Source organism: Streptomyces sp. NPDC096205 (genome assembly GCF_044763135.1).
Lineage (GTDB): Bacteria > Actinomycetota > Actinomycetes > Streptomycetales > Streptomycetaceae > Streptomyces.
Genome location: NZ_JBIWFS010000002.1, coordinates 790,343 through 816,306 on the forward strand (window position 1 = coordinate 790,343; position 25,964 = coordinate 816,306).

Genomic DNA, 25,964 nt, shown 5'->3' on the forward strand with positions numbered 1-25,964 from the left:
CCATAAAGCGTTCGGTCCTTCTCCTTCGGGCCTTCCTCCGTGAGCAGCGCGATCCCGTCGCCTGCTACTCCCTCCTCGCCCGGGACGCCGTCGATCAGGTCGAGGCGTACGACGGGTCCGTCAAGGGCCGTACCGTCGTCGATGTCGGCGGAGGCGGCGGGTACTTCACCGAGGAGTTCCGGCGGCGCGGGGCCGACGCGTACCTCTTCGAGCCGGACTTACGGGAGCTGGGCGAGAAGCCGCCCGAGGGTGCCGTCGTCGCCGACGGGTACCTCCTCCCCCTCTACGACGGTGTCGCGGACGTCGTCTTCTCCTCCAACGTGCTGGAGCACGTGGCCGACCCGCAGACGTTCCTCAGCGAGCTGGTTCGGGTGACCCGGCCGGGTGGGCTGATCTATGTGTCGTTCACCAACTGGCTGTCTCCGTGGGGAGGTCACGAGTGGGCGCCCTGGCACTACCTCGGCGCCGAGCGGGCCCGGCAGCGGTACCGGCGCCGCACCGGGCGCCCGGCCAAGCACACGCTCGGCGAGAACCTGTTCGCCGTGCACATCGGCCCCACCCTGCGGCAGGTGCGGGCCCGCGACGACGTGCGGATCGTGTCGGCGCGGTCGCGCTACTGGCCGTTCCTCGCGGAGGGCATCGTGAAGGTGCCGGGACTCCGTGAGGTCGCCACCTGGAACCTTCTCCTCATTCTCCGGCGGTGTGCCCCATGACGACCACGGTCCAGGTTCCTCCCCCGGCGGCCGTCCCCACCCCCGCGACCGCGCCCGACAGGCCCGAGGGGCCGCGGTCACGGCGCTGGCTGCTGGGGTTCTGGGCCGTGGTCCTCGCCCTGTTCCTCGCAGTGCAGCCGGGGCGGCAGACCTTCGACACCAAGCTGGGGGTGACCACCGATCCGGGCCAGTTCCTCGCCGACCTGGGGCAGTTGTGGCACGACCGGGGCGGCTTCGGCGGGATCTCGGACCAGTACGTCGGCTACCTGTGGCCGATGCTGCCGTTCCACTGGGTGTGCCGCACGGCCCATGTGCCGGTGTGGCTGGCCGAGCGCCTGTGGCTGTCGCTGGTGGTGACCGTCGCCTTCTGGGGCGCGCTGCGGCTGGCCGAGCGGCTCGGTGTCGGCAGTGGAGCCTCGCGGCTGCTGGGGGCGGTGGCGTACGCGCTGTGGCCGGTGTTCACCATCGTGGTCGGGTCGACGTCGGCGGCCGTGCTGCCGGGCGCGTTCCTGCCGTGGGTGCTGCTGCCGCTGGCGGACGAGCGGTACACGGCCCGGGTGGCCGCGCTGCGCTCGGCGCTGCTCGTGCCCTTCATGGGCGGCGTCAACGCCGTCTCCACCCTCGCCAGTCTGCTCCCTGTGGGTCTCTATCTGCTGTCCCGGCCGGCCGGGCCCCGGCGGCGCAAGCTGATCGCCTGGTGGGCGCCCGCGATGGTGGTGGCCACCGCTTGGTGGTGGGTCCCGCTGCTGCTGCTCGGCGCGTACGGCGAGAACTTCCTGCCGTACGTGGAGAGTTCGCAGACCACGACGGAGACGATGTCGGCCACCGAGGCGCTGCGCGGTGCCGGGAACTGGGTGGCGTATCTGCACTTCGGCGAGGCGTGGCTGCCGGCCGGATGGACGGTGGTCTCGGCGGTCCTGGTGATCGTGTGCTCGGCGCTCGCCGCCGGGTTCGGGCTCGCGGGTCTGGCCCGCCGGGACCTGCCGGAGCGGCGCTGGCTGGTGCTGACGGCGCTGGTGTGCGCGCTGGTGCTGCTCGCCGGGTACGGCGGCACGGTCGGGGCGCCCTTCCACGGGGCCGTGCAGGGCTGGCTGGACGGGGCGCTGGCGCCGTTCCGCAACATCTACAAGTTCCAGACGGGTGTGGCCCTCGCGCTCACCCTCGGGCTCGCGCACTTCGTCGCGGTGGCCGCCGAGCCGCGCGGGGCGCGGGCGGTGCGCGGCCGGCGCGTGCTGCCGTTCGCCGCGGCCGTGCTGGTGCTGCCGGGGCTGGTGTGGCCGTATCTCAACGGGTCGATCCTGAACCCGGGTTCGTTCCGGGAGATCCCCGCGTACTGGAAGGCCACCGCCGACTGGCTGGAGAAGTACTCGCCCGACTCGCGGGCCCTGGTCGTCCCCGCGACCGCGCACGGGGTGTACACCTGGGGCTCGACCATCGACCAGCCCCTGGACGTGGTCGCCGGCTCCCGCTGGGCGCAGCGCGACTACGTCCCCTTCGGCACGCCCGGCAACCGCCGCGCCATGGACGCCGTCCAGCAGGCCCTGCTCACCGGCGGCGAAGTGCCTGGTCTGGCCGACTACTTGAGCCGGGCCGGGCTGTACTACGTGGTCGTCCGCAACGACCTCGACCCGGACCAGATCGGCTGGACCCCGACCACGACCGTGAAGCGGACCCTGGAGCAGTCCGGCTACGAGCGGGTGACCGGGCTCGGCCCGGTGACGACCGTCGGCCGGATCGCCGAGGACACCCCGCTCCAGGTGGAGGGCCTGTACCCGCGGGTGCGGGCGGTGGAGATCTACCGGCCCGCCGACGAGGCGGTGCCCCGGCCGGGGCAGGCCCGGCTGACGGCGGTCGCCGACACGGCCGTGGTCTCGGGCGGCCCGGAGGCGCTTTTGCCGCTGGCCTCCGCGATGCGCGGCCGGGCGACCGTGCTGACCGGCGACAACCACCCCGGGCTCGGCACCCCGCCCGTGCAGGTCATCGGCGACGGGCTGCGGCGCGCGGACACCCGCTTCGGCCTCGTCGACGCCAACACCTCGTACACGTACACCCGCGACGAGCGCAACGCGCAGGGCGCCCTTCAGGACCCCGGTGAGAAGCCGCACCAGATCCTGCCGGTGACGGGTGTGGAGCACCAGACGGTGGCCGAGCTGCGCGGCGCGCGGTCGGTGACGGCGTCGTCGTACGGCAGCTGGTTCTTCCATCTGCCGCAGTTCGATCCGGTGAACGCCTTCGACGGCGACCCGGCGACCGCCTGGGCGGAGGGCTCGGACGGCTCGCCCGACGGGCAGTGGCTGCGGATCGGCTTCAGCGGGTCCTACGACATGCCGTCGTCCTTCGAGGTCACTCCGCTGCCGCAGGGCAGTGTGCGGGCGGCGCCGACCCGGGTGCGGGTGGAGACCGAGCGGGGCTCGGCGACCAGCTTCCTGCGGCCCGACGGCACGGCCCAGAGCATCCGGGCGTTCCCCGGGCCGACGCGCTGGATGCGGCTGACGATCGTCGACTCGGTCGAGCGGCGCGCCGGGCTCACCGGGGCGGGCTTCTCCGAGGTGGACCTGCCCGGGGTGACCGTGTCCCGGCTGCTGCGGCTGCCCGCCGACACCCGGGGCTCCGGCTCGGCCGCGGACGTGGTCTCCCTGCACCGTACGGCCGACCCGGCGAGCGTCTCCCCGACCGGCATGGAGTCCGGCCTGCGCCGCGGCTTCTCCGTCAACACGCCCGGCGCGTACGGGTTCCGGGCGAGCGCGATCCCCGTGCCCGGTGAGCGGCTGGACCGGCTGCTGTACGAGGTGGCGCCGGACCAGGCCGGCCGGATCACCGCCACCGCCGACTCCACCGCCCGCCTCGGCGTGGGCCTGTCGGCCCGCAACCTCACCGACGGCGACCTGACGACGGCCTGGATCGCCGGGGACCGCCCGACGCTGCATCTGCGCTGGCCGGACAAGCAGCCGGTGGGCGAGCTGGTGCTGGCCCCGGCGGGCGGGCTGACCACCCGGCCCACGCAGGTCCACCTCAGCTCCCCGGACGGCGCTGCGGTCGCCGCCGTCGACGACAACGGCTGGGTGCGCTTCCCGCCGATCACCACCGACCGCCTCGACATCACCGTCACCGCGACCGCCCCGCTCACCCTGCACAACCCGGTCGTCGACGAGGACCTCCAGCTGCCGGTGGGCCTCACCGAGGCGTACGTCCCCTCCCTCGACCGCTACCGCGTGCCGCAGCCCGACCCCTCCCGGACCTTCTCCCTGCCGTGCGGGAAGGGGCCGGTGGTCTCGGTGGACGGGCAGCGGTACGACACGCGCGTGACGGGGACCGTGCGGGACCTGGTCCAGCACCGGGCGGTGGACGTGACGCTGTGTCCGGGCGGGTCGCTCGACCTCCCGGAAGGCGCCCATCGGCTGGAGTCGGCCGACTCCGGCCCGCTGCTCCTCACCGACGTCACACTGACCCGCGGCACGCTTCCCGAGCCGTCCACCAGCGGGCGTGAGCTGCGCGTACGGGACTGGCTGGGCGACCGCCGCGAGGTGACGGTCGGCTCGGGCGCGGCCTCGTACCTGACGACGTACGAGAACCACAACGACGGCTGGAAGGCCACCCTGAACGGCGAGGAGCTGACCCCGGTCCGGCTCGACGGCTGGCAGCAGGGCTGGCGGATCCCGGCCGGGGCGGGCGGCACGGTGAAGCTGACGTACGAGCCGTCGACGGCCTACGAGGGGGCGCTGATCGGCAGCGGGGCCGGGATCGCCGTGCTGGCCTGTCTGGTGCTGTGGCGCAGGCGCGCGGAGAACCCGGACGAGCCGCAGCCGGTGCCGCCCGCACCGGGGTTCTGGCTCGGCACGGTGGCGCTGACGCTGGTCGGCGTGGTGATCGCGGGCTGGTTCGCCCTGCTGGTCCCGGCCCTCGCCGTGCTGGCCCACCGCCGCCACGCTCTCCTCGTGCCGCTGGCGTTCGCCTCCCTCGCGGCCGCGGGTCTCGTGGCGGCGACGGGCGCGGGACGGCCCGCGACGGAAGGGGCCGGGGCCTTCGGGCCGGTCGCCCAACTGCTGGCGTTGACAGGGCTGTTCGCGGCGCTGGTGAGCGTGCGCGAGCCGGGAGCACGGAAGGAGGGCCGGGCATGACGACACGGGTGCCGTTCCCCGTCGTGGACGAGATCTCCCGCCACTGCCATCAGGAGGCCGAACCGGAGACCGTCCACATCGAGGTCCACCTCCCGGGCCGCCTCGACCCCGGCCGTCTCCGCAAGGCCTTCCACGAGGCCCTGCACCAGCACCCCCGCATCCTGATGCGCGAGGCGCCGGCCCGCTGGTACCACCGCCGCTACCTGTGGGAGCTGACGACGGACCCGGACGTGGAGGTGGTGACGTTCCCCGAGCCGGGGAAGGACGCCCTGCGGGACGCCCGGACGCGTGCACTGACGTACGCGCCCGCGCTGTCGGTGTCGCCGCCGATACGGCTGGAGGCCGTCGAGGAGGCCGGCACGGTCCTGCTCCTCACCGTCAACCACACCGCCCTGGACGGCCCCGCCTGCCTCCGTGTCCTCGCCACCGCGGCGGAGCTGTACGGCGGCCGGGACAACGCTCCTTCGACGCCCCCCGTACGGACGCAGGAAGCCGCACCCCCACCACCCGCGCCCTCCCCCTGGGCCCGCCCCGCCAGGATCGCCCCCGGCACACCCGAGCCCACCCCCGGCAACGGCCTCCTCGTCACCGAACTGCCCCTGCCCCGGCGCCCGAAAGGCGCCCCCTACACGGTGAACGACCAGCTGATGGCCGCCACCGCCCTCACCCTCGCCCACTGGAACGGCGAGCACGGCGCCCGCCCCCGCCCGCTGCGCATCACCATGCCCGTGGACGACCGCCCGAGGGACGCCTCCATGCCCATCGGCAACGGCACCCGCCTGGTCGAAGTAACCCTGGCACCGCAGGAGTTGCACCTCCCCATGCCCGATCTGCTCCGCCGTACGGCGACCCGCACCCGCGCGTTGAAGGTCCAACCCCGCCCCCAACTCGGCCATGGGGCAGCTCTGTTGACGAAGCCGGTCACGCCGGTCGCTTGGCGGGCGGCCCTCACGCGAGGGCTGCGCCGGGCGGCCGCGCCCTGGATGTCGACGACGCTGCTCAGCAACATCGGCCGCATCCCGTACCCACTGGACTTCGGCGAGGACGGCGGCCGGGCGCACGCGGTGTGGTTCTCGGCCCCGGCCCGGATGCCGCGCGGCCTCACCGTCACCACCGCCTCCACCGCCGGCCGCCTCCACCTGGCCCTGCGCTGGTCGCGCACCCTGCTCGGGCCGGGCGACGGCGCCCACCTGCGCGACCTGTTCGAGGAGCACCTGCACACCACGGAGGTCCCCGCATGACGGCCGTCGCCCCTGGGGAACTGCGCGACTTCTACGAGGACCCCGCCGTGCCGGTCGCCTCCGGCAGCGCCCGCTCAATGCGTCAGGCGCGCATGCTCGCGACAGCGCTCGGCCCCGCCACCACCGCCCCCCGAACGATCCTCGACATCGGCTGCGGCGACGGCACCGCGGCCGCCACGGCGGCTCCCCTCCTCGCCGGCCATCACCTCGTCGGCGTCGACTGGTCCCAGGACGCGCTCGGCCGCGCCCGCACCCGGCTGCCGTACGCCGTGCGCGGCGAACTCACCGGCGGTGGGCTGCCGTTCCGGGCCGGATCGGCGGACGCGGTGCTGTTCAGCGAGGTCGTCGAGCACCTCGTCGACCCGGACGCGGCCCTGGAGGAACTGCGCCGGGTGCTGCGCCCGGGCGGCCATCTGATGCTGTCCACCCCGAACCTGGCCGCCTGGTACAACCGCGGTCTGCTGCTGGCCGGGGTGCAGCCGGTGTTCTCCGAGGTGAGCCTGCGCGCGATCCACGGCCGGCCGGGCCGGGAGGTCGTAGGACATCTGCGGCTGTACACGGCCCGGGCGCTGCGGGAGTTCGTCGCCGCGTCCGGCTTCGAGGTCGTGACGCTGGCCGGGGCGCCCTTCCACGGGGTGCCCCGGCCGCTCAGGCCGCTGGACCGGCTGGCCTGCGCGCGACCGTCGCTGGCCTCGATCCTGCTGCTGCACGCGCGAAGGACCTGAAGCCCGTGTGGTGGGGAGTGGCCGCGGCCCTGCTGGCGAACGTGCTGTACAGCAGCGGTTTCGTGCTGGAGAAGCGGGCGCTGGCGGGCATGCCGGAGGTGTCGGTGCGGCGCCCGGCGCGGCTGCTGCGCCACGTGCTGGGCAGCCCGCTGTGGCTGGCGGGCTCGGCGGCGCTCGCGGCCGGGTTCGGGGCGCAGCTCGTGGTCTACCGGACGCTGCCGATCGCCGCCGCGCAGGGCATCTTCGTCTCCGGCCTGGTCCTGCTGGTGCTGCTGTCGGCGCGGCTGCTGCGGGAGGAGACCAGCGGGCGCGAGCGGTACGCGCTGGCCGCGATCCTCGCCGCGCTGCTGATGGTGGTGCTGTCGCTGGAGGACACCGAGCGAGTGGGCCGGTCGGCGCCGTACCCGCTGGTTCTGCTGGTGTGCGTGCCGTCGCTGGCGGGCGGGGTGTGGCTGTACCGCGCCGCCGAGCGCCGCGCCGCGCGCCGCCACCGGATGCCGACCACGGGCGTCGAGTACGGCGTGGCGGTCGGCCTGCTGTACGGGGTGAGCTCGCTGGCCGTGAAGGGCGTGTCCGGCTGTCTGACGGGGAGCCCGCCCGGACAGGCCCTGGCCGGGCTGGCCCGCTCCCCGTACCCCTATCTGCTGCTGTTCACCGGCGCGTTCGGTCTGGTGATGTCGCAGGCCGCGCTGCAACGCTGCCGGGCGTCGCTGATCGTGCCGGTGTGTACGACGGTGACGTGTCTGTACACGGCCGTGCTGGGCTCGCTGTCGTTCGGCGAGGCCCTGCCGGGCGATCCGGTGCGGCTCGCGCTGCGGCTGGCGGGCATCTGCCTGGCGGTCGGCGTGCTGCTGTCCGTGCCGAAGCACGACCCGGCCCCGCAAGCCCCCGTCCCCGCCGAGGAGTTCATGTGAAACCGGACGACCCCCTGCTGAAGATCCTGGCCTGCCCGCTCGACAAGGGCCCGCTGCACCTGCTGGCCGACGACGCCCTGTACAACCCGCGGCTGCGCCGCCGCTACCCGATCGTGGACGGCATCCCGCAACTGCTGCCGTCGTCCGGGGAGCAGCTGGGGGACGACGAGCACGAGGACTTCCTGCTGCGCCTTTCCGGGGAACACCCCGAGGCCCCCGGGACGGCACCATGACCGGCCGGCCCACCCTGGCGGCCCGGCTCGCCCCGCACCTGCCGCCACGGCTGGTCGCGGCCGCCGCGCGTGCGGTGTACCCGCGCTTCGAGCCGGAGCTGGCCCGCCTCGGCGACTTCTGCCCGCCCGGCTGCGGGACGGCGGTGGACGTCGGCGGCTGGTACGGCCCCTGGACCCACCGGCTGGCCGGGCGGTCCCGCCGGGTGGTGACGGTGGAGCCGGTACCGCACCTGGCCCGCCTGCTCACGGCGACCGCCCCGGGAAACGTCCGGGTCGTCGAGGCCGCGGCAGGCGACCGCCCCGGCACGGCCCGCCTGTGGCTGCCCGCGGGCGACCCCGGCGACCGGGGCGTCTCCTCGCTCGTACGGCGGGACATCCACGCCCGTGCCGTCCCGGTGCGCGTGGTGGCGCTGGACGACCTGGGCCTGAAGGACGTCGGCTTCGTCAAGGTCGACGTGGACGGCAGCGAGCCCGCGGTCCTGCGCGGCGCGACGGCCCTGCTCTCCCGCGACCGGCCGGCCCTGTTCGTGGAGCTGGAGTCCCGTATCCAGCCGGTCGCGCCGGTGGTGACGTATCTGCGCCTGCTCGGCTACGAGGGCTGGGTGCTGCCCGCGGACACCTGGGTCCCGCTGTCCGCCTTCCCCCTGGAGGCGCACCAGGCCCGTGCCGCCCATGTCGCCTCCCACGGGCTGGCCCGCCGTGTCCTGCCCTTCGGGGACCGGCCGCGGTACGTCAACTCGGTGCTGTTCCTCCCGGACGGCCGCCGCCCGGCCGGGGCGCGGGTGCGCGACGATGGGACGCATGCCGTCAGCTAGCCCGTTCACGCCCCTGCACTTCCAGCTGGTGCTGCTGCGCCGCATGGCCGACCACAACCCGGTCCTGGTGGAGCGGGCCCGCCATGAACTCGGCGTGTCGGTGGCGGAGATGCGCGAGGCCAACAAGCGCTGGCAGGCGATGACCCGCTCACCCCGGGCGCGGCCCGCCGCGAGCCGCTACCGCTCGGTCCTCGGCCCGCCGGAGTCCGTCACGCCCCGCCGTATCGGCGACCTGGACTGCGAGGCCCGGCAGTGGCCGGTCCCTCTCTGGCCCGACCTGCGCTTCGAGATCCTCCTGGCCCCCGACGGCACGGTCTGGAACGAATGGCTGGTCCGCGCCCCGGGCGCGAAGGCCCCGGCCCTGCACACCCTGGCGGACCTCACCCCCTGGTCCTGCACGGTCGACGAGGCCGCGCGCGCCTTCGCCCCGGCCCGCCCCCTGGAAGGCACCGCCCCCACCCGATGGGGCCTGGTCTTCACAGCCCCGGACCTCGACGGCGTACGCCGGGAGGTGGTCGCGGAGTTCACCTGGGGGCTGCTCCAGCGGACGGCGGTGGGCGGTGGTTGACCTTCCCCTTCGGTGAAGCCCCAGCATCGGTGGCGGAAGAGACGAGGACAGGGCGAGGTACTCCATGGAGATGCTGACGATCGGGGCCTTCGCGAAGGTGAGCCGGCTGTCGCCCAAGGCACTGCGGCTGTACGACGAGCTGGAGTTGCTGCGGCCGGCGCGGGTCGACCCGGACACCGGCTACCGGTACTACGCGGCCGGGCAGCTGGAGCGGGCCCGGCTCGTGGCGTGGCTGCGACGGCTCGGGATGCCGCTCGCGTCGATCCGCGAGGTGTGCGACCTCCAGGAGCGGGACGCCCGCGCGGCTGCCGCGGAGATCCGGGCCCACTGGGCGCGCGTCGAGGCGGAGACGGCCGTACGGCGGGACCTCGCCGCGTTCCTCGTCGACCATCTGTCGACCCCGACACGGGAGGACACCACCATGCTGGAACTCCGTTATGCCGCGCACTCCGACCGAGGCCGGACGCGCCCCGCCAACCAGGACGCCGCCTATGCGGGGCGGCGACTGCTCGCGGTCGCCGACGGCTACGGGCCGCGCGGCGAGGGCGCGAGCGGCGCCGCCCTCGATGCCCTGGCCGCGCTGGACACCGGCGACCTGCCGGACGGCAGCGTGCTCGGGCTGCTGGAGGACGCCGTGCGCGACGCGTCCCGCGCCGTGCGGGAGACCGCGGGGGCCGAGGAGACAGGCACCACCCTGACCGCCATGCTCTGGACCGGCTCCGCGCTGGCCCTGGCCCACATCGGCGACTCCCGGGCCTACGTCCTGCGCGACGGCGCGCTCTTCCGCATCACCCACGACCACACCGTCGTGCAGTCCCTGCTCGACGAGGGCCGGCTGACACCCGAGGAGGCGGAGTCGCATCCGCAGCGCTTCCTGCTCCTGAAGTCCCTCTCCGCGGACACCGACCCCCTGCCCGACCTCCGCCTCCACGAGGCCCGCCCCGGCGACCGCTACCTGCTCTGCTCCGACGGACTGTCCGTCACCGTCCCCGACGAACACATCCGACACCTCCTGACCGAGGCCGCCTCCCCCGCCGACGCCGTCCGCACGCTGACCGACGCCGCGAACGACGCCGGCGGCCCGGACAACATCAGCTGCGTGGTCGCGGACGTGGTGATGGCCGGGGCCTGAGCAAGAGGTCCGGTCCGGAAAACAGGAGGCCCGATCGAACAGCGGGCTCCGGCCCGATCCGGCAGGATCGGCGGCATGTCCCTCGCCGGAACCGCCGCCCACGCCTCTGCCGGTCCCCTGCCCCCGCTCGTCGCCCGCGCCGTCGCCGCCGCCCAAGCGCACGGCTTCCCGCACTCCTGCCGCCCCGAACAGGGCCGCCTGCTGCACGCCCTGGCGGGCGGCGCCTGGCGGGTCATCGGGGAGACCGGCACCGGGCTCGGCGTCGGCCTGGCGTGGCTGGCGTCCGGCGCCGGGGAAGCCGTACGGCTGGTCAGCGTGGAACGCGATCCGCAGCGGGCCCGGGCGGCGGCGGCCCTGTTCGCCGACCGGCCCGGTGTGGAGGTGCTCACCGGTGACTGGCGGCGCATCGAGGAGCACGGGCCGTTCGACCTGCTGGTCCTGGACGGCGGCGGACAGGGCAAGGCGCCCGGTGACGCGCCCGCCGACGTGGAGCGGCTCCTCGCCCCCGGCGGCACGGTCGTCGTCGACGACTTCACACCCGCCACCACCTGGCCGCCCCTCCACGACGGCCGCCCCGACCTGGCCCGGCTGCACTGGCTGGACCACCCGGCGCTGCACACCGTGGAACTGCGGCTCGCGCCGGATCTGAGCGCGGTCGTGGGGACGCGCCGCGTCGCTCGGTGACCGTTGTCACGGGCCGGGCTCCTGCGGGCTCCGGCGGGGTTGGGGTAGGAACGGTTCGTCGTCGAATTTCCCGGCCGTTTCCGATCGTCAAGGAGTGCCCCGCGTGTCCTCCCTCTTTCCCGCGCTCGCCGGTGGACCGGGCGAGCGCGTCGCGCTCCGGTTCGGGGCGCGGTCGCTGACGTACGCGCGACTCGCCGCCGCGGCCGGTGCCGTGGCGGAGGGGGTGCGTGGTGCGGGCCGGGTCGCCGTGTGGGCGACGCCCGAGCTGGAGACGGCCGTCGGTGCGGTGGGCGTGCTGGTCGCCGGGCTGCCGCTGGTGCCGCTGAACCCGAAGTCGGGCGAGAAGGAGCTGGCGCACATCCTGAGCGACAGCGCGCCGGACGTCGTCCTCGTCGGGCCGGGTGCCGAACTGCCCGAGGCGGCCCAGGGGTTGGCGCGCGTCGAGGTCGACGTGCACGCGGAAGGCGCCCTGCCCGCGGAGTCGGCCGGTGACGCCGACCCGGCTCTGGTCGTCTACACGTCCGGCACGACCGGCCCGCCCAAGGGCGCCGTCATCCCGCGGCGGGCGATCGCCTCGACGCTGGACGCGCTGGCCGACGCCTGGCAGTGGACGGACGCCGACGAGCTGGTGCACGGGCTGCCGCTGTTCCATGTGCACGGGCTGGTGCTCGGCATCCTCGGCCCGCTGCGGCGGGGCGGCGGCGTACGGCATCTGGGCCGGTTCACCACCGAGGGCGTGACGCGGGAGCTGGCGTCCGGCGCGACGATGCTGTTCGGGGTGCCGACGATGTACCACCGGATCGCGGAGACCCTGCCCGGCGACCCGGAGCTGGCGAAGGCGCTGGCGGGGGCGCGGCTGCTGGTGTCCGGGTCGGCCGCGCTTCCGGTGCACGACCACGAGCGGATCGCGGCGGCGACCGGGCGCCGGGTCATCGAGCGGTACGGCATGACGGAGACCCTGATGCTGTGCTCGTCCCGGTGGACACCCCCGGACCCCCGGCCCAGCGTCCGCGCCGACGGCGAGGCCCGCGCCGGGACCGTGGGGGTGCCGCTGCCCGGCGTGGAGCTGCGGCTGGTGGAGGAGGACGGCTCCGGGATCACGGCGTACGACGGGGAGACCGTCGGGGAGATCCAGGTGCGCGGGCCGAACCTGTTCACCGAGTACCTCAACCGGCCCGACGCCACCGCGGCCGCGTTCACGCAGGACGGGTTCTTCCGCACCGGGGACATGGCGGTGCGCGAGCCCGACGGCTATGTCCGCATCGTCGGCCGCAAGGCCACCGACCTGATCAAGAGCGGCGGTTACAAGATCGGGGCCGGTGAGATCGAGAACGCCCTGCTGGAGCACCCGGGCGTGCGCGAGGCCGCCGTGACCGGGGAGCCGGACCCGGACCTGGGCGAGCGGATCGTCGCCTGGATCGTGTCCGCCGACCCCGAGGCCCCGCCCACCCTCGCCGAGTTGGCCGACCACGTGGCCCGGCGGCTCGCCCCGCACAAGCGGCCCCGGGTCGTCCACCACCTCGACGCGCTGCCCCGCAACGACATGGGCAAGATCATGAAGCGGGCGCTGACCTCATGACCGTACGCCTCACCGCACGGCAGGCGATCGCCCTGGTCGCCGAGGACTTCACCGAGCTGCCGCCGCCCGAGCGCGAGCCGGCCCCCGACGGCCCCCTCGGCTGGCACGGCTACGACGCCGCCCGCGCCCGCGCCGCCGAGCGCACCGGCGAGCCGGAGTCGGTGGTGTGCGGCACCGCCCGTGTCGGGGGCACCCGGGCCGTGCTGATCTCCTTCGAGTTCGGGTTCCTGGGCGGCTCCCTCGGCGAACGCACCGGCGACCGCATCGAGGCGGCGTACGTCCACGCACGCGAACACCGGCTGCCGGTCGTGCCGTTGATCGCCACGGGCGGCAGCCGGATGCAGGAGGGCATGGTCGCGCTGACCCAACTCCAGCGCGTGGCCCGGCAGTCGGTGCTCACGCGTGAGGCCGGGCTGCCGCAGATCGCCGTGCTGCGCGACCCGACGACCGGCGGCGGCTGGGCCACCCTGGGCGCGGGCGCCGACGTGGTCCTCGCCCTCCCCGGCGCCCAGGTGGGCTTCGCCGGCTCCCGGGTGCGCCCGGCGGACGCCGACCCGGCCGCGTACACGGCCGAGGCGCAGGTCGCGGCGGGCGCGGCCGACGCGGTCGTACCGCCGCAGGAGCTGCGCGAGGTGCTGGGCCGCTGGCTGCGGCTGCTGACGGCGCCCTCCGCCGAAGCCGCGCCCCCGCCCGAGCCCCTCGGCGCCCGCGACCTCCCGCGCACCGGCTGGGACGCGGTCCGGCGGGCCCGCTCCCCCGAACGCCCCCGCGCCGAGGCCTATCTGGACGCCTACTTCACCGACCGGGTGGCGATCAGCGGCGACCGCTGCGGCGGCACCGACCCCGGCATGCTGTGCGGCTTCGGCGAGCATCGGGGCCGTACCGTCGCGTACGCCGCCCAGTGCGGGACCGCCACCCGCCCGGCGGGCTACCGGACGGCGACCCGGCTGATCCGGCTCGCGGACCGGCTCGGCATCCCGGTGCTGACCCTGGTGGACACTCCGGGCGCGGCCAACGACGCCGAGGCCGAGCGGCAGGGTGCGGGCGCGGCGATCGCGGAGCTGTTCGCCGCGGTGGCGGGCGCCCGCACCCCGGTGACCACGCTGCTGATCGGCGAGGGCGGCTCGGGCGGGGCACTGACCCTGGCCGCGCCCGGCAACACCTGGGCCGCGCCGGACAGTTACTTCTCCGTCATCGCGCCGGAGCTCGCGGCCGCGATCCTGAAGCGCCCGCCGGAGGAGATCGAGGCGACCGCCGGTCAACTGCGGCTGCGGCCGCAGGACTTGGCTGAGCTCGGACTGATCCGAACAGGGGATCAGCTGTTCCCTGGAACAGGTGATCGTCACCCCTGAGGGTCAACTGGGGCCCCTGGGGCGGGACATACTCACTGTGCGCGAACGACGGGCTGCAGACCGTGATCGACCACGCGCATGTCCCAGCTGAACCTCTGCAAGGAGTAGCTCGATCATGAACCTTCTCACCGACGCCCTCGCCTGCCTCGTCCACTTCATCGGCTGGCTCGTCTGAGGCCGTCCCGAGAACGCACGGCGGCGCCGTCTCCCCGTCCCAGGGAGGCGGCGCCGTCCGCGTGTCAGCGGACCCCCGCGGCCCGGATCACCTCCTGCCGCACGGCCCCGCCCCGGTCGTCCCGCGCCGACGCCCGCAGGGACACCGACCCGGCGCCCGCCGGGACGTCCAGCACCCCGCGCCCCGCGCGGTCCAGCGGAACCCTCCGCCAGCTCACCCCGTCGTCGTACGACACCTCCAGCGCGACCCCGCCGACGACCCCGCTGCCCGCCGCCCCGGCGACGTACCCGGCCCCGATCCCGACGGGCACGCGGCGCCCGCCCGGCACCCGGCCCGCGAGGTCGGTGCCGAGGTCGAAGGAGAGGTTGATCAGCGGCAGCCGGGTCTCCTCGGCGGTGGCCGCGGAGCGGAAGGTCCACTCGGTGTGCCCCTCGGTGGCGAGCCCCCAGCGTTCCGCGTCGAGCGCGGTGTCGGTGACGACCCGGTAGGTGTGCTCGCCGGCGGGCGCGCCGGACACAGAGGCGTCGGCCCCCCGGCGCCGGTCGACGAGTCCGCCGTCCAGGTACACCTCGGTGGTCTGTCGCATGCCGCTCTCCTCGCTCCACACGTCGCCGAAGCCGGAGTGGTCGGGCCCGGAGTCGCCCCAGCCGGGCAGGCTGAACTCCAGCCGGTCGCCCGTGCGGACCGGGCCCCGGTCCAGCGCGGTGCCGAGCCAGGGATGCCAGACGGGCCGGAACCACGGCAGCTCCCGGTGCGTGCCGCCCCGGTACCGGACGACACCGCCGCGCTGCTCCAGCGCCCCGTCGGCCGTCGTCACCGACTCCTGCCAGCGCTGCCCGGGCCCGGCCGAGACGAAGTCCGTGCGGGCGGCGGGCTGGTCGACGCGCTCGGGGAAGCCGAGCCCGACCGGGAAGGCGTCGGTGAGCGAGTACCGGAACTCGCTGCCGCTGCGCGGCACCGCCGCGTGGAACTCGGTGTCCAGCACGGCCAGTTCGTCCTCACCGGGCCGGTAGGTCAGGTCCCGGTCGGGTATCGCGCCCCGGTGCCCCTGCGAAAGGTCGTACACATAGGGCGTGTTGCGCGTGCCGGTCATGTCGACGGCCCCGGCCTCCCGCAGCCGGGCCGCGTCGGCGGCGTCGACCGTGGCGATGGGGAAGGGCCGGTCGGAGCCGTCGTCCGCGCCCCACCAGGCGCTGAGCCGGCCGGGCCGGTCGTCGGTCACGAACAGGGCCGCCACCCCGGCGTCCTGCGCGGCCTGGGCGAGCGCACCCGGTTCGGCTCCCTCGGCGAGGCGCACGAGCACCGCCTTGCCCCGGGCATCGTCGAACGACCCCTCCACCAGCGGCAGCCTCCTGCGGCCCTCGACGAGCGTGCCGCCGGACTGCACGAGCGCGTCGGCGACACCCCGCACCTGAAGCAGCGGCTTGCCCAGCCGCCACACGGTCCGGTACTCGAACAGGCCCTGGCCGACCCGTGCGGTGGGCGCCGCGAACACGCTGTCGTACGTCACCGGCACCATGACCGCCCCGAACGCGTCGGAGCCGCCGCCGGAGCGGGCGTACTCCATGACGAGCCGGCGCCGCTCGGTCCGCCGGTCGACCTCGGCGCGCAGCTCACGCAACTCCCGGCCGTCGAGGGTGACTTCGCGGTCACGGTCGAGGACGACCTCGGGCGCGGCGAGGAAGCCGAGGCCGAGCGAGTCGGTGCCGTGGCTGCCGCGCACGTCGAGGAAGGAGGTCAGGCTGTAGGTGCCCGGCGCCAGCCGCAGCGCGAGGCTTCCGGAGTCGCCGACCCGGGCCTGGAACGGGTCGGTGCCCTCGGCGAGTTGCTGCACCGTGAGGTCGGCCGCGGCGGGCTCCCCGTCGCGGTTCTTGACGCGCACGGTGAGGGTGTACCGCTCGTCCTCCTTGACCATGCCGTACGCGGTGCGGGCGAGAGGCGTGCCGTCGTCCGAGACGGCCGTGATCCGGCCGCCGGTGGCGCCGACCGGGGCCTTGGTGCCGTCCCGGGTGACGGTCGTGGACGCGGTGCCGTGCGCTGGGACCACCAGCGTGCTGTCGGCGAGCACGGCGGCCTCGTCGGAGGCCGACAGACGCAGCCGTACGTCCGTATCGGTGGAGTTGGCGTAGGTGAGGGTCCGCGTCACCGGCGGGTTCGCCGCATAGGGCCAGCGCAGGAAGCCGAGGTCGACACCGCCGGTCGCCGTGACCGGGGCCCGCACCGCGTCCGGCACGCTCACCCGCCCGGCGCCCAGCTCGTACACGGACGCGTCCAGCGGCTTCGCCGTCGACATCAGCGCGTCCTTCAGCCGGTCGCCCGGCCAGTCGGGGTGCTGCTCGGCGAGCAGCGCGGCCGCGCCCGCGACGTGCGGGACCGCCATCGACGTACCGCTCAGGGAGGTGTACGGCCCACTGCCGGCGGTCAGTCCCGAGCGGGCGGCGAGGATGTCCACGCCGGGCGCGGCGAGGTCGGGTTTGAGGGCGTTGTCGCCGAGGCGCGGACCGGCGCTGGTGAACCAGGCGGCCCGGTCGGCGGAGTCGACGGCGCCGACGGTGAGGGCGGCGTCGGCGGCGCCGGGCGAACCGATGGAGGAGGGCGCGCCGGTGTTCCCGGCGGCGACCACGAACAGGGCGCCGGTCTCGCGCGAGAGGGTGTTCACGGCCTGCGCCATCGGGTCCGTGCCGTCGCTGGGCTCGGTGGTGCCGAGGCTCATGCTGACGATGTCGGCACCGGCCTCGCGGACGGCCCACTCCATCCCGGCGATGATCTGCGACTCGCTGCCGGTGCCCTGGTCACCGAGCACCTTGCCGATCGCGAGCGCGGCTCCGGGCGCCACGCCCCGTTCGGCACCGGCCGAGGCGGCCCCGCTGCCGCCGAGGACCGAGGCGACATGCGTGCCGTGGCCCCACCGGTCGGCGACCTCCTGGCCCTCGACGAAGCTGCGGCTCGCGGTGACGCGTCCGGCGAGGTCGGGGTGGTCGGCGTCCACGCCGGAGTCCAGGACCGCGACGGTGACGCCCTTGCCGGTCAGCCCGGCCTCCCAGGCGGCGGCCGTGCCGATCTGGGCATTGCTTTCGGCCATGTCGGCGCGCACCCGCCCGTCGAGCCACACCGCGCGGATGCCGTCCTGCCGGGTGAACGCCCGCCAGAACTCCCGCCCCCGGCCCGCCTCCACTGCGGCCCCGCGCACACTGGGCAGGACCCGCGTCCGCTGCGCCCCACGCGGTACGGCGGCCCGCACGCCCTTGTCGTACGTCACGATCAGCGGCAGCTCGGCGGCCCGCTCGTCGGCGAGGCCCTGCCGTATCAGCCCGCTCACGTCGAACAGCCGCTCGTCGAGCGTGCCCGCGCGCAGATACGGCAGGGCCTCGTCCGGTACGACGGTGATACGGCCGTTCGCCGACCGGACACGTACCGCTCCCCCGGCGCCCTCGGGCCGCCGTACGGCGACCGTCTGCTTCCCGCCTCCGACGTCGGTGACGGTCACGCGGTCGCCGGTGACGAGGGTGACGTGGTGTACCGGCCGCTCGGTGTTCTCGGTGGTCTCGTTGTTCCCGGTGTTCCCGGCGTTCTCGGTGTTCCCGGTGTGCGCGAGGGCCGGGGTGCCGCCCTCCGCGTGCACCGTCGGCAACAGCAGGAGCGCCACGACGGCCGCCGTCACGGCGGCCCGGCGCCCGACTGGTCCTCTGGTCATCCCCACCTCTCTCGGTCGAGTGGGTCGAGTGGTGGGAGCAGTGTGATGTGCCTTGTGTTGCACGGGAGTTGACCGGGGGCAGCGGATCGTCGATGTGGCGGGTTTCCGCCACCGCCGCGGGACGCGCGGCGTTTGTGGCGGGACAAGGCGAAGTGCTCTCCGACACAATGGAGTTCACCGACGTCACGCAACACACGGGGGAGCGGCACGGCGCCATGGACGGCCTGGTGGAGTTCAAGACCGAGGACGGCGCGCGGATCGTCGTGGAGGCGGCCGAGGACGACGCGTCCGGCGCCCGGCTGGTCTCGCGCGGCGACGGACCGGCGCAGGCGGTGCGCACCTTCGAGGGCGCCCTGGAGGGAGTGCGCGCGGCGGCGGAGTCCGCGCTGCGGGTGTTCCGCGACGGCCTGCTCCGACCGGACTCGGTGGAGCTGGAGTTCGGGGTCAAGCTGAGCGCGGAGACGGGCGCGATCATCGCCAAGGGCGCGGCGGAGGGCCACCTGATCGTCAAGCTCAGCTGGTCACCGGGCCCGGCCGGCGGGTCCGCGGGGGCGGCTGACGCGGCCGCGGGGGCGGCTGACGCGGCCGCGGGATCGGCCGACGAGTCCGCGAGCCCGGCGGCCGGGGCCGCACCATCGGCCGACGGCTCCACAGCACCGACTCCCGCCCCCACCGCACCGACCCCCCGCCCCGCATGAGCAACGCCACCTGGCACGCCCGGATCGAGTGCGGGAAGGAAGTCGGCGCGGGCTTCCTGGTGTCCGCGCGCCGGGTGCTCACCTGTGCCCATGTCGTGCGGTGCAGCGACGCGGCCGAGGTCACCGTGTCCTTCCCGGGACGCCGTGAGCTGGGCGGCGTCCGTGCCTCGGTCGCCGTGCACGGCGGCTGGCGGGGCGGCGTGGCCGACCCGGGCGACCTCGCCGTACTGGAGCTGGAGCGGGACGTGCCGCTGGCCCCGGCCGCGTTCGCGCCGCCCGGCGCGGAGCACGGCGGCGAGCTGGTGGCGTACGGCTTCCCGAAGGGCTACGACGAGGGCATGCTCGCCGCCTACCGCGCCCTGCCCGGCCCGCTGATCTCCGGCGAGTGGGTCCAGCTGGAGGCGCTGACCGCGCACGGGCAGCCGCTGGCGGCCGGGTTCAGCGGGGCGGCGGTGACCCGCCCGGACGGCAGTGTGGTCGGGATGGTGTCGGCGGTCGCGGGCTCCCGGGAGGTGCGGGTGGGCCGCATGCTGCCGACGGAGATCATGGCCCGCTACTGGAGCGGCCTCGGCGAACTGGTGCCGACGGCCGGCCACGCGGCGGACGACAGGCGGCGGCTGTACACGCTGGTGCGGCGGGCGCAGGAGGAGGCCCGTGCGGGACTCGACCCCGACCGGCTGTACGTCGACGCGGTGGGCCCCTTCGGACCGCCGCTGCCGCCGGGCGGGTTCCCGTCGCTGGAGCGGGCGGCGGGGTATGTGCAGTGGGAGGTGCCGGAGGCGGAGGCGGTGACCCGGTTCGCCGACCGGCTGGAGGAACTGCTGCGCGGCGACGAGACGCCCGCCCGCCCGGAGGCCGCCTGGTCGCCGATCGTCGTGGAGATCGAGCACAGCGGCGCGGGCGCCGACCAGGTCACCGTCGAGGTCTCCGCCTACCGCGACGGACACCGCCGCCCGGTCGGCGCCCGCCGTCTGCCGCGGTCCGGCGTCCGCGCGTACGTGCAGGAGCGCATCGACGAGGCCTTCACCCAACTCTCCCCGGATGCCGAGGAGTTGCTGACCTTCGTGCTGCCGCGGGAGTGGCTGAACGAGCCGGTGTCCCGCTGGGAGTGCAGCCCCGACGACCCCACCCCGCTCGGCTGCGCCTACCCGCTCGTGGTGGCCGACCGCGCCCGGCACCGCAGTGGCCGGCTGCGCCACCAGCTCGCCAAGAAGTGGCAGAAGCTGGACGCCGGCACCACGTCCCTGCACCGCGTCGAATGCGGCACCCGCGAGCGGCCCCTGAGCCTGCGCAAGCGGCTGCGCGAGCACGACGCGGGGCTCACCGCGTACGGCGCTCCGCCCACAGCCGTACGGGAGCACTTCGAGGTCGCCGTCAACGTGCCCGTCCCCGTCCTGCTGTGGCCGCGCACCGGCTGCCCCGGCGCCGCCCACGCGGGCCCCTGCCCGGGCGGCACCTTCCTGGACGAACTCGCCGAGTCCGTCACCGGCGTACCGCCCGCGGACCTGCCCCGCCTCGTCCTGACCCTGCGCGAGACCGCGGAGGCCGCCGACGAGCCGGAGCGGCACTGGGCCCACGGCCTGCAGCTGCTGTGGGACGACCCGCGCTGCTTCCCGGAGCCGACCGCCTGTCTGCACTCACCTGTCGCCTGAGCGAAACATGAAAGAAGAGCCCCGCATGCCCCTGTGGCCCGTCTACACCGGCACCGACGAGCCGCACGACGGCATCCTGAAGCTGCCCCCGCCCCCGCCGTGGCGGGCGTTCGACGGCGGCCCGGTGCTCCAGGCACCCACGGACGACACCGCCGACGCGGACTCCCCCGACCGCACCCACCGCGCCGCGACATACCGGGCCACCGAGCAGACGGTCCAGCTCGTCAACGCCGCCCTGTACCTGCGCCGCCCGCTGCTGGTCACCGGCCCGCCCGGCACCGGCAAGTCCTCCCTCGCCTACGCCGTCGCCCGGGAGCTGCGGCTCGGCCCGGTGCTGCGCTGGAACATCACCAGCCGCAGCACCCTGCACGACGGCCTCTACCAGTACGACCCGCTGTCCCGGCTGTACGCGGCCCGGCAGTCGCTGGAGGGGGCGAGTGACACCGGCGTGGAGAACCACCTGCGCCTCGGCCCCCTGGGCACCGCGCTCCTCCCCTACGCCCGCCCGCGCGCCCTGCTCGTCGACGAGATCGACAAGAGCGACCTCGACCTGCCCAACGACCTGCTGCACGTCCTGGAGGAGGGCCAGTACGAGATCCCGGAGCTGGTCCGCGCGGCCAGGGACACGCCGGTCGCCCAGGTCATGGCCGACGGCACCGACGAGCGCGTCCCCGTCGAGCGCGGCCGGGTCCGCTGCCGCGCCTTTCCCTTCGTCGTGCTGACCAGCAACGGCGAGCGCGAGTTCCCGCCCGCGTTCCTGCGCCGCTGTGTCACCCTCCGGCTGAGCCAGCCCGACGACGGGCACCTCGCCGACATCGTCCGCGCCCATCTGGGCGAGCCCGACGAGCACGCCCGCCGCCTCATCGACCGGTTCCTCTCCCGCGTCGGCGGCGGCGACCTGGCCACCGACCAGCTCCTGAACGCCATCTACCTGGCCCGCACCTCCGACCTCCCCGCGCACTCCCTGGACGACCTGGCCACGCACCTGATGCCGTACCTGGGGCAGGACCCGCAGACAGATGCCTTCTGACGCCCCCGACCCGCTGGCCCGTCTCGCCGACCTGCTGGCCGAGGCGGGCGGCTCCGGCGTACGGCCGACCGGGCGCGAGCTGGCCGAACTGCTGTGGCTGGCGCGGCGGATGGAGGACGCGGAAGGCCTCTCGGCAGAAGCGGAGCCGGAAGCTGAGCCGGGGCCGGAGGTGGAGGCAGAACAGCCGAGGCCCCCGAGCCCGGAGCCCACCCCGCCCCCGGCCCCCGAATCCGAGGCACCACCGACACCCCCGGCCCCCGAGGCGCGGGCCCCGCTGCACCTCCCCTCCCCCCGCACCGCCGACGCACCGGCCACGTCACCCCGGCACGCCTCCCTCCTGGCCCCCGCGCCCCCGATGCTGCGCCACCCCCTCGGCCTGCAACGCGCCCTGCGCCCGCTGAAGCGCCGTACGGACGCGCCCACCGGCCGTGAGCTGGACGAGCGGGCCACGGCCGAGCGCATCGCCCGCCTGGGCGCGGCGCCCGAGTGGTGGCTGCCGGTCCTGCGCCCGGCGCAGGAGCGCTGGCTGCGGCTGCGCCTGGTCCACGACACCGGCCCGACCATGCCGGTCTGGCGCCCCCTGGTCAGCGAACTGCACACCGCGCTGGCCCAGTCGGGCGTCTTCCGCACGGTGACCCTGCACCGCGCCGCCCCCGACGGCACGGTCGGCACCGACGCCGCGCACGCCCCCGCCGACGGCCGTACGGTCACGCTCCTCATCAGCGACTGCATGGGCCCGCAGTGGCGCAAGGGCCCGGCGGCCACGCGCTGGTACAGCACCCTGCGCCGCTGGTCCCACCGCATGCCGGTCGCCCTGATCCAGCCCCTGCCGGAACACCTATGGCGCGACACCGCCCTCCCGGCGACGCCGGGCCGCCTCTCCTCCCCCCACCCGGCGGCACCGTCGGCGGCCCTGACCTTCACGCCGTACGACGACACCGCGGAGGCAGGCGTCCCCCTGCCGGTCCTCGAACCGGACCCGGCCTGGCTGGCGAACTGGGCGTCGCTGACCGCCTCACCCGGGGGCACGCGGTACCCGGCGGCGGTGGCGACTCTGCCGGCCACCCCGCCGGACGCGACGGGCCTCACGGACCTGTCCCTGCTCACCCCCGAGGAACTGGTCCTCCGCTTCCGCGCCACCGCCTCCCCGGAGGCCTTCCGTCTGGCGGGCCACCTGGCCCTGGGCCGCCCCGACCTGCCGGTCATGCGGCTGATCCACGCCGCCCTGGAACCCGACCCGCGCCCCCAGCACCTCGCGGAGGTCATCCTCAGCGGCCTGCTGACCACCGCCCCAGGACCGCCCGGCAGCTACACCTTCCGCCCCGAGGTCCGCGACCTCCTGCTGCGCGCGGTCCCCCGCACCTCCCGGCTGCACACCACCGACCTGCTGGAACGGGTCGGCGGCCTCATCGACCGCCGCGCGGGGCGGGCGCGGGGGGAGTTCGCGGCGACCACTCCTGCGGAGGGCGGGACGGAGACAGGGGCCGACGACGAGGCCTTCGCGACGGTCAGCCAGGAGAGCGCGCGGCAGCTGACCGGCGTCGAGCCGGCGCCGGCAGGGCTGGGAGACCGATACCAGCTGCTGCGGCGGCTGACCCCGACGGGAACCCTGTGGCAGGCGAAGGACATCGAGACCGGCCGCCAGGTGGCGCTGCGGCTGCACGGGACGATCACCGACTCGGCCCGCCAGGAGGCGTTCCTGCGCGAAGCACGGGTCCTGATGAAGCTGCGCCATCCGAACGTGGTGACCGTCCACACCATCGGCTTCGACGGCCCCAACCCGTACGTCGCCATGGAGCACCTGGAGGGCGTCCCGCTCAACAGCCTCGCCGCGCCCAACGGTTACCGGCTTCCGCCGCCGCTGCTGGTGTCGGTCGGCAGCCAGCTCGCCCAGGCCCTCCAGGCCGTGCACAGGGCAGGGATCGCGCACGGCGGTCTCGGCATGTCCCGGGTGGTGCTGCTGCCCGACGGCACGGTGAAGCTCAGCCTCTTCGAACCGGGACGCGCGCCCGGCTCGGAAGGACAGGAGGCGGATCTGTGGGCGCTGGGCGAGTTGCTGCTGCAGCTGGCGACGGACACGGGCTCCCGGGCCCGCCCGGTCGACGCCGACGCGCTCGTACGCCTGCCGTCCCGGATACGCCGGGACTACGCGCACGCCCTGAATCGGCTGATGCACGCGGAGCCGGGGGGCCTGGTCCTGCTCGCGGACCCGCAGCTGCTGCACACCGTGCGCGACGCGTGCGCCCCGCGCCTCTACAAGGTCCTGGGCCCGCTACGGGTCGAGGGGGCACCCGAACTCGACGACACCGCACGGGCCATGCTGGCGCTCCTGCTGCTCAGGCACGGCCGCGTGGTCACCCATGACGAACTCCGCACGGGGATGTGGGGGCCGGGAGAGGAGCCGAGGAACGCCATGGCCGTCCTCGGCGCGACGGCCTCGCGGCTGCGCACCCTCCTCGGCCCGGACGCCGCCCTGGCGACCCGCCCCGACGGCTACGCCGTGCACACCAGCGCCGACCAGGTGGACGTCGTCCGCTGCGACGCCCTCGTCCGGCGCGCGGAAGAAGCACGCCTGGCGGGGGACCTCACCAACGCCCACGCCCACATCACCGACGCACTGGGCCTCTGGCACGCCGACGCCGTTCTGCACAACGTCCCCGGCCCCGCCGCCCGCACCGCCCGCACCCGCCTCCTCCAGCTCCACCTCACCCTGTGCCGCACCCGCGCCGAACTCGACCTGGACCTCGGCGAGGTGGACCGGGCGGCCGCCGACCTCGCCGGCCTGGTCCGCGCGCACCCCGCCCGGGAGGACTTCCGCCGTCTGTATCTGATCGCGCTGCGCCGCCAGGGCCGTACGGCTCAGGCGCTGGAGGTGTTCGAGGAGTACGAGGTCTCCGGCGGCCGCAGTCCCGAGCTGCTGGAACTGGGCCGGGAACTGCGCGAGGAGGCAGGCCCAGGCCCCTCCCCGGCCGTCCCCGCCCTCACGCTGACGACCTCCCCCCTCAGCGGCCGGCCCGAGGCCCGCATCAGGCTCGAGTACGCGGTGCACGACGCCCTCGTCCGCGGGGCGCTCACCCCGCAGCAGTACGAGGTGACCGTCCGCGAGGACGGCTACCTCGTCCACACGGAGCCCGGCGCCGACCTGCTGCCCGTCCTGGTCGCCGCCCTGCGCAGCCTCCCGGACGCCCTGGCCGGGCTGCGGGACGCGCCGCCGGTGCGGGTGACCTTCCAGGACGCCCCGCAGCCGCCGGTGCAGCCGCCGCTGCTGGTCTGCGTCCCCCCGGCCCTCCACGGGCGGTTCGCCGCCAGCTCGGCCGCCCTGGGCCCGCACCGGTTCCGGCCGTTGTACGGTCCCGTGGACGCGCCGCCGCTGGCCTGGTACTGCCCGCTGGTGCCGGGCGCCACCCCGCCGGACGAGGACCGCGACCTGGTGCGCGGCCCGCTGATCGCCCGCGACCTGCGCGAGCTGCGCGTACCGGACACGGGCCGTACGGCGGTGGTGCACGCTCCGCCCGACCGCCCCCTCACCCTGCTCAACCCGGCCCAGCCGCACGGGGTGGGCCCGCCGCGCGCCACGACGTACTACGAGGTGGACCTCACCCCGCACGAGGCGAGCCGCCGGCTGGTCCTGCCCAGCTCCGGCAAGAGCGGCTTCCCGGCGGCGGTCGACCTGTCCTGGCATGTCACGGACCCGGTCGCCTTCGTCCACGGCGGACCGGACCGCGTGCTGCCGCGACTGCTGGACCATCTGACGGACACCGCCTCACGCATCACCCGCCGCTACTCCCTGCGCCACATGGCGGGTGCCGAGCGCGCGGTGACGGCGGCCCTGGCGGGCGACCGGCCGGTACCCGGGCTGGTGGTGATCTGGTCGGTGCGGCTGGGCGCCGCGGGGTCGGGCACCCTGTCCCCGGCCGCCCCGCGCCCCCTGCCCGAGCTGCTCGCCGACGCGGAGCTGGTCCTGGTCGGCTTCGACGGCCCGCTCACCCGGCTGTTCTCGGCGCAGACCGCCCGCGAGGCGGTGCGCGAGCTGCTGTCGGTCGTCGCCGAACACCGGGACCCGGCGGAGGCGTTGGACGGCCGACCCCTGCCGCGCCCGGCGCCGCTGGAGGCGTTCCCGCACCCGCTGGACGTGCTGCGTGCCTTCTCCCGCGACCGGCTCGGGCCCCTGATGCGGGCCCGGCTGGAGGAGCTGGAGCTGCTCGCCGTACGGCACTCGCCGGCCACCCACCGCTCCGGCGCGCTGATCGACGTGCTGCACATGGCGCGCCGTCAGGTCGCGGTGGTCACGGACGTCAGCGAGGCCGCGGTCCACCGGTACGCCCGGCACCACCGCCTCTCCACGCGCGTCCACGGCCGCGACGACGACCTCCGGCGGCTCATGCCCGACCCGAGCTGTCTGCAGCGCGCCGTGGGAGAACACCACCCCGCCGCCCCTCCGCGGGCCCTGCTCATCTCCTCCTCGGTGGCCGAGGTGACCGCCGCCCGGCGCATCGGTGTGCCGTGCATCGGGCTGGGCCGCAATCCCATGCTGGAGCAGCATCTGCTGGAGGCGGGCTGCGAGGTCACGGTGCCGTCGCTGGAGCCGGTGCTGGAGGCGGCGCGCACGCTCTGAGCGCGCCTTCGCGCCGACCGAACGCG

General features: G+C 75.2%; 17 protein-coding genes. 16 read left to right on the forward strand and 1 reads right to left on the reverse strand.

Translation table 11 applies throughout. The features are described 5' to 3' along the window. Window positions 1-2 precede the first annotated feature (2 nt). From ACIQ6Y_RS10070 to ACIQ6Y_RS10125, 12 genes are all read left to right on the forward strand, one after another. Window positions 3-713, forward strand: coding sequence for a class I SAM-dependent methyltransferase (locus ACIQ6Y_RS10070; protein ID WP_404036383.1), 711 nt, complete (start codon window positions 3-5; stop codon window positions 711-713). Continuing rightward, window positions 710-4,831 (forward strand): alpha-(1->3)-arabinofuranosyltransferase family protein, encoded by a 4,122-nt coding sequence (locus ACIQ6Y_RS10075; RefSeq protein WP_404035102.1) that lies wholly within the window; start codon window positions 710-712, stop codon window positions 4,829-4,831. Before ACIQ6Y_RS10070 ends, ACIQ6Y_RS10075 begins: the two co-directional genes overlap by 4 nt. After that, a complete protein-coding gene (locus ACIQ6Y_RS10080; protein WP_404035105.1) occupies window positions 4,828-6,072 on the forward strand; it encodes a condensation protein in 1,245 nt (414 codons plus the stop codon). Before ACIQ6Y_RS10075 ends, ACIQ6Y_RS10080 begins: the two co-directional genes overlap by 4 nt. After that, window positions 6,069-6,797, forward strand: a complete 729-nt coding sequence (locus ACIQ6Y_RS10085; RefSeq protein WP_404035108.1) for a methyltransferase domain-containing protein — start codon at window positions 6,069-6,071, stop codon at window positions 6,795-6,797. The genes ACIQ6Y_RS10080 and ACIQ6Y_RS10085 overlap by 4 nt, the downstream gene beginning before the upstream one ends. Before the next feature lie 17 nt (window positions 6,798-6,814). Continuing rightward, window positions 6,815-7,711 carry a hypothetical protein gene (locus ACIQ6Y_RS10090; protein ID WP_404036386.1) on the forward strand — a complete coding sequence of 299 codons (897 nt, stop codon included), beginning with the start codon at window positions 6,815-6,817 and terminating at the stop codon, window positions 7,709-7,711. After that, complete coding sequence (locus ACIQ6Y_RS10095; RefSeq protein WP_404035110.1) at window positions 7,708-7,944, forward strand: Trm112 family protein; 237 nt, start codon at window positions 7,708-7,710, stop codon at window positions 7,942-7,944. Before ACIQ6Y_RS10090 ends, ACIQ6Y_RS10095 begins: the two co-directional genes overlap by 4 nt. After that, window positions 7,941-8,759: an FkbM family methyltransferase gene (locus ACIQ6Y_RS10100; RefSeq protein WP_404035113.1), complete on the forward strand. Its 819-nt coding sequence runs from the start codon at window positions 7,941-7,943 to the stop codon at window positions 8,757-8,759. The genes ACIQ6Y_RS10095 and ACIQ6Y_RS10100 overlap by 4 nt, the downstream gene beginning before the upstream one ends. Further along, window positions 8,737-9,327 carry a hypothetical protein gene (locus tag ACIQ6Y_RS10105; protein ID WP_404035115.1) on the forward strand — a complete coding sequence of 197 codons (591 nt, stop codon included), beginning with the start codon at window positions 8,737-8,739 and terminating at the stop codon, window positions 9,325-9,327. Before ACIQ6Y_RS10100 ends, ACIQ6Y_RS10105 begins: the two co-directional genes overlap by 23 nt. Before the next feature lie 64 nt (window positions 9,328-9,391). Beyond that, window positions 9,392-10,459, forward strand: a complete 1,068-nt coding sequence (locus tag ACIQ6Y_RS10110; RefSeq protein WP_404035117.1) for a MerR family transcriptional regulator — start codon at window positions 9,392-9,394, stop codon at window positions 10,457-10,459. 75 nt (window positions 10,460-10,534) lie between these two features. Next, on the forward strand, window positions 10,535-11,143 hold the full coding sequence (locus ACIQ6Y_RS10115) for an O-methyltransferase (RefSeq protein WP_404035120.1): 609 nt from the start codon (window positions 10,535-10,537) through the stop codon (window positions 11,141-11,143). A gap of 103 nt (window positions 11,144-11,246) precedes the next feature. Then, on the forward strand, window positions 11,247-12,722 hold the full coding sequence (locus ACIQ6Y_RS10120; RefSeq protein ID WP_404035122.1) for an acyl-CoA synthetase: 1,476 nt from the start codon (window positions 11,247-11,249) through the stop codon (window positions 12,720-12,722). Then, window positions 12,719-14,074 carry a carboxyl transferase domain-containing protein gene (locus ACIQ6Y_RS10125; RefSeq protein WP_404035125.1) on the forward strand — a complete coding sequence of 452 codons (1,356 nt, stop codon included), beginning with the start codon at window positions 12,719-12,721 and terminating at the stop codon, window positions 14,072-14,074. Before ACIQ6Y_RS10120 ends, ACIQ6Y_RS10125 begins: the two co-directional genes overlap by 4 nt. Before the next feature lie 239 nt (window positions 14,075-14,313). Here ACIQ6Y_RS10125 and ACIQ6Y_RS10130 read toward each other — a convergent pair whose 3' ends face one another. Continuing rightward, window positions 14,314-17,943: a S8 family serine peptidase gene (locus ACIQ6Y_RS10130; protein WP_404035127.1), complete on the reverse strand. Its 3,630-nt coding sequence runs from the start codon at window positions 17,941-17,943 to the stop codon at window positions 14,314-14,316. Window positions 17,944-18,095: 152 nt separating this feature from the next. Between ACIQ6Y_RS10130 and ACIQ6Y_RS10135 the strand changes: the two genes are divergently transcribed. Genes ACIQ6Y_RS10135 through ACIQ6Y_RS10150 form a run of 4 tightly spaced genes read left to right on the forward strand, consistent with a single transcriptional unit; the run spans window position 18,096 to window position 25,938 of the window. Next, window positions 18,096-18,641 carry a CU044_2847 family protein gene (locus ACIQ6Y_RS10135; RefSeq protein ID WP_404035130.1) on the forward strand — a complete coding sequence of 182 codons (546 nt, stop codon included), beginning with the start codon at window positions 18,096-18,098 and terminating at the stop codon, window positions 18,639-18,641. Beyond that, a complete protein-coding gene (locus ACIQ6Y_RS10140) occupies window positions 18,638-20,293 on the forward strand; it encodes a trypsin-like peptidase domain-containing protein (protein ID WP_404035133.1) in 1,656 nt (551 codons plus the stop codon). Before ACIQ6Y_RS10135 ends, ACIQ6Y_RS10140 begins: the two co-directional genes overlap by 4 nt. Before the next feature lie 25 nt (window positions 20,294-20,318). Continuing rightward, on the forward strand, window positions 20,319-21,323 hold the full coding sequence (locus tag ACIQ6Y_RS10145; protein WP_404035135.1) for an AAA family ATPase: 1,005 nt from the start codon (window positions 20,319-20,321) through the stop codon (window positions 21,321-21,323). After that, entirely contained in the window at window positions 21,313-25,938 is a 4,626-nt protein-coding gene (locus ACIQ6Y_RS10150; protein WP_404035138.1) for an SAV_2336 N-terminal domain-related protein, read from the forward strand. Before ACIQ6Y_RS10145 ends, ACIQ6Y_RS10150 begins: the two co-directional genes overlap by 11 nt. Window positions 25,939-25,964 lie beyond the last annotated feature (26 nt).

Bases quoted from the DNA above. Each gene is read 5' to 3' on its own strand.
- ACIQ6Y_RS10080 (WP_404035105.1), top strand. From the start codon at position 4,828: ATGACGACACGGGTGCCGTTCCCCGTCGTGGACGAGATCTCCCGCCAC.
- ACIQ6Y_RS10140 (WP_404035133.1), top strand. From the start codon at position 18,638: ATGAGCAACGCCACCTGGCACGCCCGGATCGAGTGCGGGAAGGAAGTC.
- ACIQ6Y_RS10125 (WP_404035125.1), top strand. From the start codon at position 12,719: ATGACCGTACGCCTCACCGCACGGCAGGCGATCGCCCTGGTCGCCGAG.
- ACIQ6Y_RS10085 (WP_404035108.1), top strand. From the start codon at position 6,069: ATGACGGCCGTCGCCCCTGGGGAACTGCGCGACTTCTACGAGGACCCC.
- ACIQ6Y_RS10100 (WP_404035113.1), top strand. From the start codon at position 7,941: ATGACCGGCCGGCCCACCCTGGCGGCCCGGCTCGCCCCGCACCTGCCG.
- ACIQ6Y_RS10110 (WP_404035117.1), top strand. From the start codon at position 9,392: ATGGAGATGCTGACGATCGGGGCCTTCGCGAAGGTGAGCCGGCTGTCG.
- ACIQ6Y_RS10145 (WP_404035135.1), top strand. From the start codon at position 20,319: ATGCCCCTGTGGCCCGTCTACACCGGCACCGACGAGCCGCACGACGGC.
- ACIQ6Y_RS10150 (WP_404035138.1), top strand. From the start codon at position 21,313: ATGCCTTCTGACGCCCCCGACCCGCTGGCCCGTCTCGCCGACCTGCTG.
- ACIQ6Y_RS10105 (WP_404035115.1), top strand. From the start codon at position 8,737: ATGGGACGCATGCCGTCAGCTAGCCCGTTCACGCCCCTGCACTTCCAG.
- ACIQ6Y_RS10130 (WP_404035127.1), bottom strand. From the start codon at position 17,943: ATGACCAGAGGACCAGTCGGGCGCCGGGCCGCCGTGACGGCGGCCGTC.
- ACIQ6Y_RS10075 (WP_404035102.1), top strand. From the start codon at position 710: ATGACGACCACGGTCCAGGTTCCTCCCCCGGCGGCCGTCCCCACCCCC.
- ACIQ6Y_RS10115 (WP_404035120.1), top strand. From the start codon at position 10,535: ATGTCCCTCGCCGGAACCGCCGCCCACGCCTCTGCCGGTCCCCTGCCC.